The 15,276-nt window shown below is 71.2% G+C and carries 14 protein-coding genes; 9 read left to right on the forward strand and 5 right to left on the reverse strand.

The genetic code is table 11. The features are described from left to right. Nucleotides 1-571: 571 nt before the first annotated feature. Both AB0M73_RS05610 and AB0M73_RS05615 read right to left on the reverse strand, forming a co-directional pair. A complete protein-coding gene (locus tag AB0M73_RS05610) occupies nucleotides 572-1,564 on the reverse strand; it encodes a hypothetical protein (RefSeq protein ID WP_363887238.1) in 993 nt (330 codons plus the stop codon). Between the two features lie 104 nt (nucleotides 1,565-1,668). Next, nucleotides 1,669-2,652 carry a YafY family protein gene (locus tag AB0M73_RS05615; RefSeq protein WP_363887240.1) on the reverse strand — a complete coding sequence of 328 codons (984 nt, stop codon included), beginning with the start codon at nucleotides 2,650-2,652 and terminating at the stop codon, nucleotides 1,669-1,671. A gap of 86 nt (nucleotides 2,653-2,738) precedes the next feature. Here AB0M73_RS05615 and AB0M73_RS05620 point away from each other — a divergent pair, with 86 nt between their 5' ends. The 3 genes from AB0M73_RS05620 to AB0M73_RS05630 all read left to right on the forward strand — a co-directional run bounded on the left by AB0M73_RS05620 (nucleotide 2,739) and on the right by AB0M73_RS05630 (nucleotide 5,188). Continuing rightward, entirely contained in the window at nucleotides 2,739-3,680 is a 942-nt protein-coding gene (locus AB0M73_RS05620; RefSeq protein WP_043718705.1) for a hypothetical protein, read from the forward strand. Between the two features lie 86 nt (nucleotides 3,681-3,766). Beyond that, nucleotides 3,767-4,396 (forward strand): hypothetical protein, encoded by a 630-nt coding sequence (locus AB0M73_RS05625; protein ID WP_363887244.1) that lies wholly within the window; start codon nucleotides 3,767-3,769, stop codon nucleotides 4,394-4,396. A gap of 45 nt (nucleotides 4,397-4,441) precedes the next feature. Continuing rightward, nucleotides 4,442-5,188: a maleylpyruvate isomerase N-terminal domain-containing protein gene (locus tag AB0M73_RS05630; RefSeq protein ID WP_363887247.1), complete on the forward strand. Its 747-nt coding sequence runs from the start codon at nucleotides 4,442-4,444 to the stop codon at nucleotides 5,186-5,188. Here AB0M73_RS05630 and AB0M73_RS05635 read toward each other — a convergent pair whose 3' ends face one another. Both AB0M73_RS05635 and AB0M73_RS05640 read right to left on the reverse strand, forming a co-directional pair. Next, nucleotides 5,189-5,473 (reverse strand): antibiotic biosynthesis monooxygenase family protein, encoded by a 285-nt coding sequence (locus AB0M73_RS05635; protein ID WP_363887250.1) that lies wholly within the window; start codon nucleotides 5,471-5,473, stop codon nucleotides 5,189-5,191. It abuts the gene before it with no gap. Continuing rightward, nucleotides 5,470-6,360: a sulfurtransferase gene (locus tag AB0M73_RS05640; protein WP_363887252.1), complete on the reverse strand. Its 891-nt coding sequence runs from the start codon at nucleotides 6,358-6,360 to the stop codon at nucleotides 5,470-5,472. The genes AB0M73_RS05635 and AB0M73_RS05640 overlap by 4 nt, the downstream gene beginning before the upstream one ends. Before the next feature lie 59 nt (nucleotides 6,361-6,419). Here AB0M73_RS05640 and AB0M73_RS05645 point away from each other — a divergent pair, with 59 nt between their 5' ends. Next, nucleotides 6,420-6,998, forward strand: a complete 579-nt coding sequence (locus AB0M73_RS05645) for a TetR/AcrR family transcriptional regulator (RefSeq protein WP_363887254.1) — start codon at nucleotides 6,420-6,422, stop codon at nucleotides 6,996-6,998. On the opposite strand, the gene AB0M73_RS05650 is transcribed toward AB0M73_RS05645, so the two are convergent. After that, nucleotides 6,982-10,089, reverse strand: a complete 3,108-nt coding sequence (locus AB0M73_RS05650; RefSeq protein WP_363887257.1) for a BTAD domain-containing putative transcriptional regulator — start codon at nucleotides 10,087-10,089, stop codon at nucleotides 6,982-6,984. The genes AB0M73_RS05645 and AB0M73_RS05650 overlap by 17 nt on opposite strands. Nucleotides 10,090-10,216: 127 nt before the next feature. On the opposite strand from AB0M73_RS05650, the gene AB0M73_RS05655 reads away from it, so the two are divergent. The 5 genes from AB0M73_RS05655 to AB0M73_RS05675 all read left to right on the forward strand — a co-directional run bounded on the left by AB0M73_RS05655 (nucleotide 10,217) and on the right by AB0M73_RS05675 (nucleotide 15,216). Continuing rightward, entirely contained in the window at nucleotides 10,217-11,110 is an 894-nt protein-coding gene (locus AB0M73_RS05655; protein ID WP_363887258.1) for an NADP-dependent oxidoreductase, read from the forward strand. Then, on the forward strand, nucleotides 11,107-12,528 hold the full coding sequence (locus AB0M73_RS05660) for a DHA2 family efflux MFS transporter permease subunit (RefSeq protein ID WP_363887261.1): 1,422 nt from the start codon (nucleotides 11,107-11,109) through the stop codon (nucleotides 12,526-12,528). Before AB0M73_RS05655 ends, AB0M73_RS05660 begins: the two co-directional genes overlap by 4 nt. A 16-nt stretch (nucleotides 12,529-12,544) precedes the next feature. Further along, nucleotides 12,545-13,213, forward strand: coding sequence for an SGNH/GDSL hydrolase family protein (locus tag AB0M73_RS05665; protein WP_363887264.1), 669 nt, complete (start codon nucleotides 12,545-12,547; stop codon nucleotides 13,211-13,213). Between the two features lie 123 nt (nucleotides 13,214-13,336). Next, nucleotides 13,337-13,705: a VOC family protein gene (locus tag AB0M73_RS05670; RefSeq protein WP_363887266.1), complete on the forward strand. Its 369-nt coding sequence runs from the start codon at nucleotides 13,337-13,339 to the stop codon at nucleotides 13,703-13,705. 146 nt (nucleotides 13,706-13,851) lie between these two features. Further along, on the forward strand, nucleotides 13,852-15,216 hold the full coding sequence (locus AB0M73_RS05675; RefSeq protein ID WP_363887269.1) for a lamin tail domain-containing protein: 1,365 nt from the start codon (nucleotides 13,852-13,854) through the stop codon (nucleotides 15,214-15,216). The last annotated feature ends 60 nt before the right edge of the window (nucleotides 15,217-15,276 follow it).

Genomic DNA, 15,276 nt, shown 5'->3' on the forward strand with positions numbered 1-15,276 from the left:
AGGTCCCGGGCCCCCTCCCAGGACCTGCGTCTTTCTTTCCCCCCGCGAGTCCCGCTCTCCGTCACACCGAAATACGGTTTCAAGCACATCGCCGGTCGATCCTGCCGCCCGAGGTTGTGGGCCGTCCCGGCAACTCAAGTTGTCCCCGTTGGCCGGCGGCTTTCTCCACCCCACACCACGGGCTCCGCCCACCCATTCCCTCTGCCGAAACCAGCTCTCCCGGACGGCAAGGCCGGCCCCAGCCCACTCTGACCACCAGCAATGAGGATCACCGGGCACGCCGCCGACGATGAGCAGGGCCGACCGATGGGTTGGGTGGGCAAGAGCCTTCAACCCCGCGCCCGGCAAGGGGCGGGCCGAAGCCGCCAGCCCAGAGTGGACGGCCTTGACCACGCCCGAAGCAGACCTCAGCGAGTCCCGCTCTCCGGCACACCGAAATACGGTTGCGGGCAGAACGGAGTCTCGGGTCTCTGTTCTGCGCGAAACCGGGTTTCGGTGTGACGCTGGGCGGGACTCGCGGGGGTAAGCGAAAAGGCCGGCACCCATGGGTGCCGGCCTTTTCGACGTGCGCTTATACGGCGGGGAGGAGGCCGGCGTCGCGGGCCAGGAGGCCGGCCTGGAAGCGGGTGCGGGCGCCGAGTTCGGTCATCATGTTGGCGACGTGCCGCCGGTAGGTCCGCAGCGACATCCCCAACCGCCGGGCGGAGACCTCGTCGGTGCAGCCGGTGGCCAGCATCTGCGCCACGGCCGCCCGCAGCTGCGACGACGCCAGCTCACCGCGCCCGCTCTCACCGTCCATATCGGACGTCGCGGTGCCCCACAGGTGCTCGAACACCTCGTGCACCCGGGCCACCACCATGGGATTGCGCACGAGCACCGCGCCGGCCGCCTCGTCACCGGGGCCGGCCGACACGAGGACCGTGCGGCGGTCGAAGATCGCCAGCCGGAACCACAGCTGGGGCAGCGCACGCACCTCTCCGCCGGCGACGGTCAGCTTGTTCACATAGGACTGTACGGTCAGCTTGGCCAACACGCTGTGCTGCACCAGGGTTCGCACGGAGATGCCGCGCCGCGCCATCTCCGTCTCGTCCGGCAGCACATCGCCGACGGCCGTCGAGCTCAGGTGGGTCGCGGCGAACTCCGTGGTGCACTCCTGGATCAGCCGGTAGCAGGCGGCCTTGACCGCGTCGCCCGGAGGCAGGAACGTGAAGTCCTCGCCCAGCGGCCCGTTGCCCCGCGCCTCGCGGTACACGGTTCCCAGTCCCTGCAAGGTCTTGCGGGTCTCCTCGATGAACCGCTGCTTGGCGTACATCTCGGCCAGCACGGGGGTCAGCAGCTCCGCCTCGGCCCATTCCGGCGACGTGGGACGGAAATGCCCGCCGACGCCGACCGGCTGGATGAGCCGGGCGGCGTGCAGCCGGGCCAGCGCGTCGGCCGCGCGGTCCTGCGGGATGTCGGCCTCACGCGCGACGAGCTCGCTGTCGAGGGTGTCGTAGCGCAGCGTCAGCCGGTACAGGTTCAGGGTTTCCTCGTCGATGGCGTGCGCCGACTGCATCGCGGTCACGGTTTCCTCCTTCGACGACAGGACTTTCCCACCATCGAGGCTAGGGGCGTGCAGGCGGCGGCAGCCAGCGTGCGGGCGAGGTTTGGGTGCAAAGCGTCATGCCGCTACGTCGGAAGTTGTACGTCCTCCGGCTCGCCCGCGGCCTTGATCACCCGACGGCCCAGTCCCCGCAGGTACGCGGCCAGCTCCGGCGGCTCGTGCACCTCGAAGTCGCAGCCCAGCATGGCCAGCCGGAAGGCGATCCAGTCGAGCGAGTCGGCCCGGGTGCGCAGCCGGCAGCTGTGCTCGTCGACGACCTCGAGCTCGGCCCGCGCGCCGCCCATCCGCCGCCGCACCTCGTCGATCGGCGCATGGAGCGTCGCCACCGCCCTGTAGGTCGGCGACCGCTCGTACAACTTGCTGGCCACGTACGCCGCCGCGTCCTTGGCCGGGAGCTCACGGGGCGTGGTCCTGGCCCCGGTGAGCTGCGAGTTCCGCATCCGGTCCACGCGGAAGATGCGCCAGTCCGACCGTTCGTTGTCCCAGGCGACCAGGTACCACTTCCGCTTGGTCGACACCAGGCGCAGCGGTTCGACCAGCCGCCGGGTCTCGCTGCCGTCGGCCGCCTGGTAGCCGAACCGCAGCCGCTCGCGGTTGGCGATGGCCATCGCGATCACCGCCAGCTCGTCCGGGTCGACGGTCGGCCCGCCGCTGCCCAGCAGCGGCTCGGTGGCCGCGTTCAGGGCACCGACCCGGTGCCGCAGCCGCGACGGCAGCACGTGCAGGAGCTTGGCCAGGGCCCGGACCGACGCCTCCTCGATGCCGTCCACCGCGTGCCCGGCCGCCGTGCGCAGGCCGACCGCGATGGCCACCGCCTCCTCGTCGTCCAGCAGGAGCGGCGGCATGGCCTGGCCCGCGACCAGGCGATATCCGCCGATCGCGCCCATCGACGCCTCGACGGGATAGCCCAGCTCACGCAGCCGATCGATGTCCCGGCGGATGGTGCGGGCGCTGACCCCGAGGCGCTCGGCCAGCTCGCTGCCCGGCCACTCGCGTGGGGTCTGCAGCAGCGACAGCAGCGTGAGCAGTCGGGCCGGCGTGTCCGTCATACCGATAAATATGCCATCGATGTGGGACATGTTCTGACCTACATGCCTTCTACCTTCGGTGCGGACGACAACCGAGGGAGCCCGCGATGACCACCAGCACGATCGCCCCGACCACGGTCTCCGGCGTGCTGCCGGCGGCCCAGCCGTTCGATCTGCGCACGTCGATCCGCTTCTTGCAGGGCTTCGGCGCCTGCCGCGGCGACCAGGTCATGACCGAGGACACGCTGACCAAGGCCATCGCCATCGACGGGCAGGCCGTGGTGTTCCGGGTGACGCCGACCGACGGCGGCGTCGACTTCGAGCTGACCTCCGACCGGCCGATCGCCGACGGGCTGCGGGCCAAGGTGCTGGACAAGATCGACGGCTACCTCAGCCTGTCCGACGACCTCACCGAGTTCTACGCCCAGGCCGACGGCGACCACCCCGACTACGCCCGCCTGGTCAAGGCGCTGTGGGGGCTGCACCAGGTCCGCTTCCTCACGGTGGCCGAGATCGGCGTCTGGGCCGTGTTGTCGCAGCGCACCCCGAAGAACGTCTCCACGTCGCTCAAGCGCCGGATCACCTCGATGTTCGGCCGCAAGATCAGCTACGACGGCCTCGAGTTCCAGGCGTTTCCCGAGCTCACCGACCTGCGGCAGCTGGAGGTGGCCGACTGGCTGGCCATCGTCAAGAACGCGCGCAAGGCGGAGTACCTGGCCAGCCTGGTCGACGGGCTGCTGGACATCGGCGAGGACTACCTGCGCGCCGCCTCCTACACGCAGGCCACCAAGGCCCTTCGCGGCATCAAGGGCGTCGGCGAGTTCTCCGCCGCCGCCATCCTGCTGCGCGGCCTGGGTCGGATGGACTTCGTGCCGCTGGACATGCCCGCGTTCGCCGACGCCACCGCCAAGGTCTACGGCGAGGGCTACGACAACCAGAAGCTGCGCAGCCGCTACGGCGACAACCTGGGCTACTGGGCCTACTACCTGCACACCGGCCTCGGCGCGCTGAAGAACGAGGCGCTCGGGCCCGTCGCCTGCGGGCGGTGACATTTTCCTGTCATCGCAACGATGTGGACGCGGTGGGTGACCGTGTCGACGATGTACGTAACCGATCCCCGTGAGGAGCCAGTTGGATGTCGGACTTCGTGTTCCCCGCACCGAGTTCGGCTCCAGCCGTCCCACTCGCCCTGAGCTCGTCGGACGTGGAGCTGACCCACGCGGAGCTGGGCCGGGCGGTCGCGGCCGTGGCCGACGGCGAGCACACGATGGTCGACGGCGTGGTCACGCCGTACCATCTGGTGCTCGCCTGGTCACGGCTTTCCGTTGCCCCGCAGTCCTTTGACGGCGGGACGGCCTTGCTCGCCACCGAGGATCTCGACGCGGTCGCCGCCGGGGCGCTGTCCGTCGTCCGGGCCGGCGGCCGGGTCCACTGCGCCGCGTCGCTGCGCGCCGCTGACGTGTTGGCGGATCTCCTTGCCGTCCAGGCCACGGATCTCGTTGCCGGCGCGCCTTTGCTGCACATGCTTCGCCGCGCCCTGGAGTCGGAGCTGGTGGCCGGTCCACTCTCCGTCTTCGCCGTTTTCGAGGGCCTGCAACGCAGTGACGACCATTCCCGCCAGGAACGCCGAACCCTGTTGCCCGCCTTGTATTCCCGCCTCGGCGGCCGGCTGCTGAGTATCCACTGCGTTGGCGAGCCCCTGGACCCCGAGACGGCGTTGTTCTTCAGCCGCGCCGGTCTGCTGATCCGTGAGGGCTTCGGGTGAGAAAACCGTTGGGCCGTGCACCGACCGCGATGGTATACAGCGGTCGTGGAAACCCCGCTTGCCTTCCCTGACCTGCTGCGACTGATCGACGAACGGTCGGCCGCGTTCCGGGCCGCCATCGCCGCCGCGCCCGATCTCGGCGTCACGGTGCCGACCTGTCCCGAGTGGACGCTGCTCGATCTGGTGCACCACATGGGCCAGGGACGGCGTTTCTGGGCCGGGATCGTCGCCGCCGGGCCGTCGGACGTCCGGCCGGCGCGGCCCGAGGTGGAGGTCCCGCACGAGCGTGAGGCCATGCTGGCCTGGTTGGCCGATGCGGCGGAGCAGCTGCTGGCCGCCCTGCGGGAGGCCGGTCCGGACGCCGGGTGTTGGTCGTGGTGGGGCACCTCGCAGTCGCCGCGGACCGCCGGCGCCGTCGCCCGGCACCAGGTCCAGGAGATCTCGCTGCACACCTACGACGCCCAGCTCACCATCGGCGCCGCCCAGCCCTTGCCGGACGAGGTCGCCCTCGACGGCGTCGACGAGTTCCTGGTCACCTGCGTCTCGACCGCCGACGCCTGGCCCCACGACGCCGCCGACATCGACTACCACGTCACCGATGGCCCCTCTTGGCGCGTCAAGCTCTCCTCCGCCGGCGCCCGCGTCACCACAGCGGACAAGCCGGCCGACGCCGCCGCGACAGCCACGGCCAGCGACCTGGTCCTGGCCTTCTACGGCCGTGTTTCCATGGACGCCCTGAAGCTCGACGGCGATCCCACCATCTTCGACCAGCTCATCGCCTGGGAGCCGTAACTAGCACGCCGAGTAGTGCTGGGTCTCGCTGGCGGCCAGAAACGGCTTGACGGAGCCGATCCAGCGGGCGAAGGCGGGGCTGCCGCGGAAGCCGTCGACGTGGGCCTCCAGGGACGACCAGGCGATGGTGACGACGAATCGGTCGGGCTGCTCGACGCCCCGCAGGACCTGGGCCGACAGGCAACCGGGGTCCGCGCGGACGTGAGTGATGCCGGCGGTGATGGCCTGCCCGAGGTCGTCGGCCCGGTCGGGGAGCGCGGTGAGCACGGCGATCTCGGTGATCATTGGTCGACCTCCACGGGCAGGTCGGTGCGGGCGCTCCACTCGTTCCACGAGCCGTCATAGTTGGCGACGTGAGGGTAGCCGGCGACGGCCAGTCCGAAGTGGACGGACGCGGCGGCGACGCCTCCGTTGCAGTAGGCCACGATCGGGCGGTCCGGGGCGAGCCCGGCGTCGGCGAAGATGCCGGCCAGCTCAGTGGACGAGAGCCAGGTGCCGGTGGAGAGGTCGACGAGGTCCTCACGGGGAATGTTGATCGCGCCCGGGATGTGCCCGGCCCGGTTGCCCGGGCGCACGACCGCGCCGGTGTACTGGCCGGGATCGCGGGCGTCGACGATGGTTGTCCGGTGGTCGGCCATGGCCGAGACGACGTCGGGCGCGGTGGCCCGCAGCGACGGCTGTGCCCGGGCGGTGAAGGTTGCCGGCGCGAGGGAGGGGATCTCGCCGTTCACGGGCCGGTTTTCGCGTTGCCACTTGGCAAAGCCGCCGTTGAGCACGGCAACGCGAGTGTGGCCGTAGTAGCGCAGCGCCCACCACAGACGGGTGGCGAAGGTCGACGCGGGATGCGTGTCGTAGGCGACCACCAGGTGCTCGTCGCCGATACCGGCCCGTTCCATCGCCGCCGTGAACTGCTCGGCGGTCGCGACCTGCACGGCGATCTCGTCGTCCGGATCGACGATGTCCTTTGTCCAGTCGAGATAGACGGCGCCGGGGATGTGCGCCGCCGCGTACTCGTCGTACGCGCCCTCGTAGCCGAGCCCGGCCGCCGCCGGCGCGCCCGGCGTCGGCACCGGCGGCACCGAGCCGCGAATGTCGACCACGCGCACTTCACCGTCGTCGAGGTGGTCGTGGAGCCAGTCCGTCTCCACGAGAAAGTCGCCGCGATCGGCCATGGTGGTGCCTCCCTGTCACTCTAATAGACCGTACGGTACATTCGAATCGGAGGTGCGGCATGGCGGTCACGTCAAAGGGGCAGCGAACCAGGGACGGACTGGTCGCGGCCGCGGCGAAGCTGATGCACGAGCGAGGCATGGCCGCGACCGCGCTGGGCGACGTCCTCAGGGCCAGCGGCACCGGGAAATCCCAGCTGTACCAGCACTTCGACAGCAAGGGCGACCTGTGCGCCGCCGTGCTGGAACACCAGCTGGCCGTAGTGCTCAGAGCCCAGCCGTCCTTGGCCGACGACTCATGCGCCGACCTCGGCCGGTGGCGGGCCGATCTCCTGACCGCCAACGAACGCGCCGGCTTCGGCGGCTGCCCACTCGGCTCCTTCGCCGGCCAGGTCGGCGAGATCGAGCCCCTGCGCCTGCTCTACGCCGACCTCTTCGCCCGCTGGCAGGCCGCCATCGCCGCCTTGGTCGCACGGGCCCAACAGGCCGGTCAGGTCCCCGCCGACCGCGACCCCTCGGAGACTGCGTTGATCCTGCTCGGCGCCATGCAGGGCGGCACCGCCCTGTCCCACATCCACCGCGACCCACGCCCGCTGATCAGCGCCCTGGACGCCGCTTTCCGCGCTATCGGGGCCGGCTGACGGCCAAGGCCCCGGCGGTGTCCAAGCGCCAGCCGCTGTCGTAGGCCTCGGCGAAACCCGAGCCGAGGGCGTCCTGAGCCTGGCGCGTCAGGGCGTTGACCTGGGGATCGGTGGGGTCGTGGGCACCGCGCAGGCGGGCGGCGGCGCCGAGGATGGTGGCGACGTCGAGGAACTGCCCGGACGACGCCGCGAGGCCGGCGACGGTGACGGCGACCGTGGCGACGACAGGCATGTCCATGGCGCCGACGGCGGCGGCGTAAGCCCTCAGCACGGCCTCAGAAGCGCCCGGGAGGTCGCCGAGGGCGAGGCGGAGCTGGGCCCGGACGGTGCTGACCAACGCCTGCCCGTGGTCGCGGTCGAATGCGTGCTGTGCGGACAAGCGGGCCTCGGCGGAGGCGACCAGTTCGCCCGCCAGCGCCAGTTCTCCGAGCCGCACCCGGAAACCGGCCTCCCGGGTGTCGAGCAGGATCGCGGTGAAGGCCGAGCCGGCCGCGTGGTCCCGGGTGGCGGCGATCAGCTCGGTCGCCCGTGTGGTGTGCCCGAGCCGCAGGTGCAGGTCGATCAGGCGGAGGTCGATGAAGATCTCGTCGCTGAGGCTGAGCGACCCGAATTCACGGGCGAGGCGCTTGGCCTCGGTCAGATCGGCCAGCGCCCCGTCGAGATCGCCGTCGTACTGGCGCAGCAGGGCCCGCATCGGCAGGGCGCTGGCCAACCCCCATCGGTCGCCGGCCTCGGTGAAGCGGTCCAGGGCGGCGGCCACGTCCTCGCGCACCCGGTCGAGCCGGCCGTCGTTCTCCTCGGCCCGCGCCCGGAACAAGCGGGCCAGCCCGGCGAGCCACCCGTCCGGGCCGTCGATCACGCCCTGGATGACCGCCCGAGACGCCTCGGTGTCCTCCAGAAAGGCCAGCCGCAGCACGGTCAGCGCGCCGCCGAAGCCCGGCAGCCCGGGATGGCCCAGCAGCCGGTCGGTGAGGGCACGCAGGTTCTCGCGCCGGTCGTTGACCAGGTCGTTGGCCAGCGCGCTCGGGGTGGCGGTGGCGTGGAGCAGCATCCCCTCGGCGACGTCGCTCGGACGCTCGGTCGGCACCGCGACCGCCTGCCCCAGCCAGTATGCGGCGTCGCTGTCGCGGCCGAACATCTGCCAGTACCAAGCCAGATTCACCGCGAGCCCGACCGCGCCGTCGGCGTCGGCGATGTCGCAGAGGTGACGCAGCGCGGCGAGCACGTTGTCGTACTCGGCCCGCAGTACTCGAAGGGCTTCGAGCTGATCGGGGCCACGCAGCAGCGGATCGTTGCGGGCGACCAGCTCGACGAAGTACCGGGCGGCCCGGTCCCGCACCTCGGGGCCCAGGTTCTCCTGCCCGTACTCCCGGATCGTCTCCAGCATCCGGTACCGGCCCGTGTCCGGGTTGAGCTGGAGCAACGACCGGTCGACCAGGTCCGCGAGCTGCTCACGGACGTCGCCCATGGCGCAGACCGCGGCGGCCGAGGCTGGCGTGATTCCGCCCGGCAGCACGGAAATCCGCTCCGCGACGAACCGCGCATCCTCGTCCAGCAGGTCCCAGCTCCACGCGATGACCGCACGCAGCGTGCGATGCCGTGGGAAGGCGGTCCGGCTGCCGGTGGTCAGCAGACGGAACCGGTCCGACAGCCCGGCGGCGAGGTCGGCCAGCGTGAGCGTGCGCAGTCGAGCCGCGGCAAGTTCCAACGCCAGCGGCAGGCCGTCGAGGTCGCGGACGATGCGCAGCACCTCGCCTAGGTTGTGCTCGTCCAGGGCGAACCCGGGCCGCACGGCCGCCGCCCGCTCGGTGAACAGCCGTACCGACGCGGTCCGCCGGGCTTGCTCGACGTCGGCGGCCGGCGCAGGCAGGGGGAGCGGCCCGAGCGGAACCAGCGCCTCGCCGTCGATGGACAGCGACTCCCGGCTGGTGGCCAGCACCCGCAGCCCCGCGCAGCGAGCCAACAACGCCGAGAGCAGATGGGCCACGGCGTCGATCAGATGCTCGCAGTTGTCCACCAGCAGCAGGCTTTCCCGCCCACTCAACTGCTCGACCAGCACGTCCAACTCGCTACGCGGCGTGCCTTCGAACAACGCCGTGCCGCGCAGCCCGATCGCCGCCAACAGCGCCGCACCGACCTTGGCCGGCTCGGTCACCGAGGAGAGGTCGATCATCCAAGCGCCCTCGCGCCGGCGAGCGGCCTCCACGGCCAGGCGGGTCTTGCCGGCGCCGCCCGGCCCAAGCACGGTGACCAGCCGTCCGGCAGCGAGCAGTGCGTCAATCCGGGCCAGGTCGTCCTCACGGCCGATGAAGCTGGTCAGCGGCGCGGGCAGGTTGCTCGGAGCGGTCGGCACGACCGGCTCGGCCCGCAGCAGCCGCAGGTGCCGCTCGCGCAGGGCGGCCCCGGGGTCGGTGCCGAGCTCGTCGGCCAGGGCTTCGCGGATTCGCTCGTACGAAGCGAGGGCCTCGGCCTGCCGTCCCTGGGCGGCCAGGGCGTCCATGAGCAACGCGGCGGCGCGCTCGTGCAGGGGATGGTCGGCCAGCAACGCGGTCAGCCGGGTCGCGGCCGCGTCGGCCCGACCCAGCGCCAACTCGGCGCCGGCGAGGTCGGCGACGGCCTCGATCGACACCTGGGCCAGCCGGGTCGCGGCGGCCGGTGCCACCGCGGCGACCGTCGCGGGCTCGACGCCGGGGCTGTCGCCCCACAGCTTTGCGGCCTCGCCCAGCACGTCAGCGGCGTCGTGGGCCCCGGCGCGCAGGCGCTCACGGCCGTCAGCCGCGAGCTGCTCGAACCGCAGCGCGTCCACGTCCTCCACGGCCAGCCGATAACCGCCCGCGACCTGCGTGACGTCATCGGCGGAGCCGAGGGTCCGGCGCAACCGGGAGACCAGGGCCTGGAGCGCGTGCGGCGGGTCGGCCGGCGGATCCTCGGCCCAGATCGCGTCGATCAGCACGCTCGGCTCGACCGCGCGCCCGCCGGCCAGCGCCAGCCGCACGACCAGACCCTGCAACCGGGCGCCGGGAACGGGCAGGTCGACGCCGCTGCGCGACGCCCGAAAGGCGCCGAGCAGCGTGACCCGAAGCCCGTTCATGCCCCGATCTTCGCGCACGCCTCACATCGGGGCTCGGCCGGTGTGAGCCCCGTGCCCGCGCCGTGTGAGCGGACCCCGCCAGTGTTGCCCCTGCCCGGACGGACCGGGCGCCGAAGGGAGCAACTGCATGAAGGCGGTCGAGTTCAGCCGGTTCGGGGGTCCCGAGGTGCTCCAGATCGTGGACCTGCCCGATCCGCACCCGGGTCCCGGCCAGGTCCGGATCCGCGTGCGGGCGGCCGGCGTCAACGCGAGCGACTGGAAGAAGCGCCAGGGCCTGATGGACCAGGAGCTGCCGCAGACCCTGGGCCACGAGGCGGCCGGCATCGTCGACGAGCTCGGCGAGGGCGTCTCGGCCGTCGCGGTCGGGGACGCCGTGTTCGGGTTCTCGGTTATGAGCGGCGCCCAGGCCGAGCTGACGGTGCTGTCCCACTACGCCCCCATGCCGCCGACCCTCGGCTTCGCCGAGGCCGCCGCCCTGCCGGCCGCCATCGAGACGGCGGCGCGGGCCCTCGACCAGCTGGGCGTCGAGAACGGCGTCACGGTGCTGGTCAACGGCGCCTCCGGCAGCGTCGGCAGCGCCGCCGTGCAGCTGGCCGTCGTTCGCGGCGCCCGCGTGATCGGCACCGGCAGCCCGGTCAGCCATGACTTGCTGCGCTCGCTCGGGGCCGAACCCATTGCCTACGGCGACGGCATGGCGGAGCGGGTCCGCGCGCTCGGCGGCGTCGACCTCGCGCTCGATGTGGCCGGCAGCGGCGTGTTGCCGGAGCTCATCGGCCTCACCGCCGGCGCGGAGCACGTGATCACCATCGCCGACTTCTCCGGCGCGCAACGGCATGGCGTTCGGTTCAGCCGAGGCGATTCCGGCCGTGCGCTGCACGTGCTCGGCCAGATCGGCGAACTGATCGAGTCCGGCCGGTTCACCCTGCCCGTCGGCCGGACGTTTCCGCTGACCGAGGTGGCCCAGGCGCATCGCGTCGGCGAGGCCGGCCTGGTGCGAGGAAAGCTGGTGCTGCTGCCATGAACCGCTGGCTCGCCCTCGTGGTTCTCAGCCTCGCCCAGCTGATGGACATCCTCGACTCGACCATCGTGAACATCGCTTTGCCCACGGCGCAACGGGATCTGGGCTTTCCCGCCGACTACCGGCAGTGGGTGCTGACCGGCTACGCGCTCGCGTTCGGCAGCCTGCTGCTGCTCGGCGGCCGGCTGTCGGACTTCTTCGGACGCAAGCGGCTGTTCCTGATCGGCGTCGGCGGATTCGCGGTCGCCTCGGCCTTCGGCGGCGCGGCCGGGGACTTCTCGATGCTGTTGGCCGCCCGCATCGGCCAGGGCGTGTTCGCCGCGATGCTCGCGCCGGCGGCGTTGTCGCTGCTGTCGGTCACTTTCGCCGACGACGCCAAGGAACGCGGTCGGGCGTTCGGGATCTTCGGCGCGATCTCCGGCGCCGGCGGGGCCCTCGGTCTGCTGCTCGGCGGCGTCCTCACCCAGGGGCTGTCGTGGCGGTGGTGCCTCTACGTCAACCTGATCATCGCAGCGGTCGCTTTTGTCGGTGGGATGGTGTTTCTGCGCGACGGCGATCGGCCGGAGCGGCGTCGGCCCGACCTCGCCGGCACCATCGCCGTGGTGCTCGGCCTGATCGGCATCGTCTACGGCCTGGGCACCGCCGAGGCCCACGGCTGGCAGGACGTTCGCACGTTCGGCCCGGTGGTCGTGGGCGCGCTGCTCCTCGTCGCCTTCGTGCTGATCGAACGCCGGACCGAGTTTCCGTTGCTGCCGCTGCGAGTTGTCCTGGACCGCGTCCGCGGGGCCGCGTACCTGTCGCTCGCGATCTCCGGGACCGGGATGTTCGCGGTGTTCCTGTTCCTCACCTACTACCTGGCCAACACGCTGGGATACACGCCGTTGGAGACAGGTTTCGCGTTCCTCCCGATGATCGGCTCGGTGATGCTCGGAGCGGTCTTCTCCGGGGCGGTTCTGTTGCCCCGCACCGGACCCCGGCCGCTGGTCCCGATCGGCTGCGTGCTCGCGGCCATCGGCATGGCCCTGCTGACCGGCATCGGGACCTACTCCACCTACGCCGGATCCGTCCTGCCGGCCCTGCTCGTCACCGGCATCGGCTTCGGGCTGATCTTCGGCCCGGTGCAGAACGCGGCGACCAGCGGAGTTCGCTCGCACGACGCCGGCGTGGCCTCCGCCCTCGTGACCACCGCCCAGCAGATCGGCGGCTCCATCGGCACCGCCGTCTTCAGTTCCCTTGCCACGACGGCAATCGGCCAGTGCCTCTCGGCGCACCCGGGGGCCACCGCCGCGGCCACTCTGGCCGGCTACCACCTCGTGTTCTGGATCGCCGCCGCCGTCTTCCTCGGCAGCGCCTTGGTGGCCGGCCTGCTCTTCCGTAGCGGCCCACTGCCGATCTCGTCCGAAGTCCTTGTCTCCGCCTGAAGTCAGGAACACTCCCATGACGATCACCCTTCGCGCCGGCTGCACGGTCATGTTCACCGGTGACTCGATCACCGACTGCTTTCGACTGGAGACCGAGGAGAGCCTCGGCTACGGCTACCCGCTGCGCATCGCCGGCGAGTGGGGGCTGCGGCACCCGGACCGGCCCGTGACGTGGCTGAACAGCGGCTACCGTGGCAACCGCGTGGCCGACCTCGAAAACCGTTGGGCCGCCGACGTTCTCGCCGCCCGGCCGGATGTCGTGTCCATCCTGGTCGGGGTCAACGACATGGGCTGGCACACCTTGGATCCCGACGGGCACAAGATTCCCGTGGAGGACTTCGAGGCCGGCTACGACCGCCTGCTCGCGCCGTTGGCCGAGGCCGGCACGGAGCTCGTCCTCATCGAGCCTTTCCTGCTGCCGACCGGCGGAGTCATGCGCGCCGGCCGCAATTCCGTGCTCATCGGCGAGGCGGAGCGCAAGGAGTGGCGAGCCGACCTCGATCCCAAGATCCAGGCCGTACGCCGATTGGCCCGCCGGTACGACGCCCATCTCCTGGCGGCCGACGGAATGTTCGCCGAACTGGCCGCCGGCACCGGTTCCGAGCACTGGGCCGCCGACGGCATCCACCCCACGCCGGCCGGCCACGCCGCACTGGCCACCGCCTGGCTGCGCCTGGTCGCGTGATCAAAGCGCGAGCGATCCGCCTCTCATCGCCAGCGGCGCCCTGCGCCGGCCTGGGGCTGGGCGCGGCCGGATCACGGCGCGTCGACCCTGTCGTACGGGCGGTCGGTGGGGGAGACTGCGCCGATGGAGAGAGTCACCGGCATCGGCGGGGTTTTCCTTCGGGCGCGGGACGGCGAGGCCCTGCGGGCCTGGTACGCCGAGCATCTCGGCGTCGACATGGGCGAGTGGGGCGGCAAGCAGTTCGCGTGGACCCCGGGCGGCTCGACGACGTGGGCGATCTTCGACGCCGACGCCGAGCACCTGGGCGAGCCCACCCAGTCCTCCATGGTCAACTACCGGGTGGCCGACCTGGACGCCATGCTGGCCCAGCTGCGCACGGCCGGCGTGACCGTGTCCGACGAGGTCAGCGACACCGACTACGGCCGCTTCGGCTGGGCCCACGACATCGAGGGCAACAAGTTCGAGCTGTGGCAGCCGCCGGCCGGCGAATGATCCCTTCCGCCCCAGTATTTCGACCGTAGTTCAGCAGAAAACCACTCACAGGATTGTGGACATTCGGCCGGTCCCGGGAACCTGGGACTGCCGATTGCCCTCTACCTGGGAGAGGTTTCGTGAGCGAATCGCGTACACGCCGTGGCTTGGTCCTGTTATTCGGACCGATGCTGGCGGCGGCCGCACTGAGTGCGGCGCCGGCCGACGCCGCGGCCGCGGACACCGTCCGCGTCAACGAGGTCGTGACCACCGGCTCCGTCAACGACTCGATCGAGCTGTACAACACCGGCTCGGCTGCGGTGGACATCTCGGGCTGGATCCTCAAGGACGACAAGGACAGCTCCAAGTACAAGATCGCCACGGGAACGAGCCTGGCCGCCGGCGCGGCGAAGGCGTTCGACGTGCACAGCGCGTTCGGGTTGGGGGACAGCGACAAGGCCCGCCTGTACCGGGCCGACGGCAGCACGCTGGTGGACAGCGTCAGCTGGAGCACGAAGTCCGATCCGTCCTGGTCACGGTGCCCGGACGGCGCGGGCGCGCTGAAGTCGGCGGCCGTGACCCTTGGCGCGCCGAACAGTTGCGGCACGACCACCGGCCCGGTGTCCTGGCCCGGCAGCGGCGCCGTGTCGACGGCCGACGCGGCCAACGTCTTCGGCGAGGACCTCAGCGGCCTGTACCAGGAGGGCGGCGTGCTGTGGGCCGCACAGAACTCCGGCAAGCTGTGGCGGTTGGTGCGCAACGGGTCGAACTGGACCCCGGACACCGCCAACGGCTGGTCCAAGGGCAAGTCGGTGCACTACACCAACGGCTCCGGCACTCCCGATGACGAAGGCGTGACCCTCACCGGATCCGGTTCCGCCGGCGGCGTTTTCGTCTCCACCGAGCGCGACGGCGACGCCTCCGGCACCAGCCGCACCTCGGTGCTTCGGTACGACGTCAGCGGAACGGGCACCTCCTTGACCGCCACCCGGGAGTGGAACCTCACCAAGGACCTGCCGCCGGTCGACCCCAACCTCGGTTTCGAGGGCATCACCTGGATCTCCGACGACACCCTCACCGCCGCCGGTTTCGCCGACGCCTCAACGGGTTCCGCCTACACCCCGAGCCACTACGGCAGCCACACCGGCGGCGTGTTCTTCGTCAGCGTCGAGGGTACCGGCATGATCTACGGCTATGTCTTGCAGGACAACGGATCCTTCACCCGGATCGCGTCCGTCAGCAGCGGCATGAGCGCCGTCATGGAGCTCCAGTGGGAGCCCCAGGCCTCGCGCCTGTGGGTCGTGTGTGACAACACCTGCGACGGCCAGCACCGCACCATGAAGATCAACGCCGCCGGGGCCTTCGCCCCCGCCGCCGTCTACAACCGGCCCAGCGGCATGTCCAACTACAACAACGAGGGCTTCTCCGTCGCCGGCGCCGACGAGTGCGTCAGCGGCAGCAAGCCCGTCTACTGGTCCGACGACGGCAACGACGGCGGCCACGCCCTGCGCCGCGGCACCATCACCTGCTGAACCCCCGCGAGTCCCGCTCTCCGGCACACCGAAATACGGTTTCCGGCAGAGCGGGACTCG

It is taken from the genome of Kutzneria sp. NPDC051319, from assembly GCF_040682195.1.
Lineage (GTDB): Bacteria > Actinomycetota > Actinomycetes > Mycobacteriales > Pseudonocardiaceae > Kutzneria.

What these genes read in the sequence shown, in the direction of transcription:
- AB0M73_RS05665 (WP_363887264.1), top strand. Translation starts at nt 12,545, where the DNA reads ATGACGATCACCCTTCGCGCCGGCTGCACGGTCATGTTCACCGGTGAC.
- AB0M73_RS05645 (WP_363887254.1), top strand. Translation starts at nt 6,420, where the DNA reads ATGGCGGTCACGTCAAAGGGGCAGCGAACCAGGGACGGACTGGTCGCG.
- AB0M73_RS05635 (WP_363887250.1), bottom strand. Translation starts at nt 5,473, where the DNA reads ATGATCACCGAGATCGCCGTGCTCACCGCGCTCCCCGACCGGGCCGAC.
- AB0M73_RS05615 (WP_363887240.1), bottom strand. Translation starts at nt 2,652, where the DNA reads ATGACGGACACGCCGGCCCGACTGCTCACGCTGCTGTCGCTGCTGCAG.
- AB0M73_RS05670 (WP_363887266.1), top strand. Translation starts at nt 13,337, where the DNA reads ATGGAGAGAGTCACCGGCATCGGCGGGGTTTTCCTTCGGGCGCGGGAC.
- AB0M73_RS05640 (WP_363887252.1), bottom strand. Translation starts at nt 6,360, where the DNA reads ATGGCCGATCGCGGCGACTTTCTCGTGGAGACGGACTGGCTCCACGAC.
- AB0M73_RS05620 (WP_043718705.1), top strand. Translation starts at nt 2,739, where the DNA reads ATGACCACCAGCACGATCGCCCCGACCACGGTCTCCGGCGTGCTGCCG.
- AB0M73_RS05625 (WP_363887244.1), top strand. Translation starts at nt 3,767, where the DNA reads ATGTCGGACTTCGTGTTCCCCGCACCGAGTTCGGCTCCAGCCGTCCCA.
- AB0M73_RS05655 (WP_363887258.1), top strand. Translation starts at nt 10,217, where the DNA reads ATGAAGGCGGTCGAGTTCAGCCGGTTCGGGGGTCCCGAGGTGCTCCAG.
- AB0M73_RS05660 (WP_363887261.1), top strand. Translation starts at nt 11,107, where the DNA reads ATGAACCGCTGGCTCGCCCTCGTGGTTCTCAGCCTCGCCCAGCTGATG.
- AB0M73_RS05650 (WP_363887257.1), bottom strand. Translation starts at nt 10,089, where the DNA reads ATGAACGGGCTTCGGGTCACGCTGCTCGGCGCCTTTCGGGCGTCGCGC.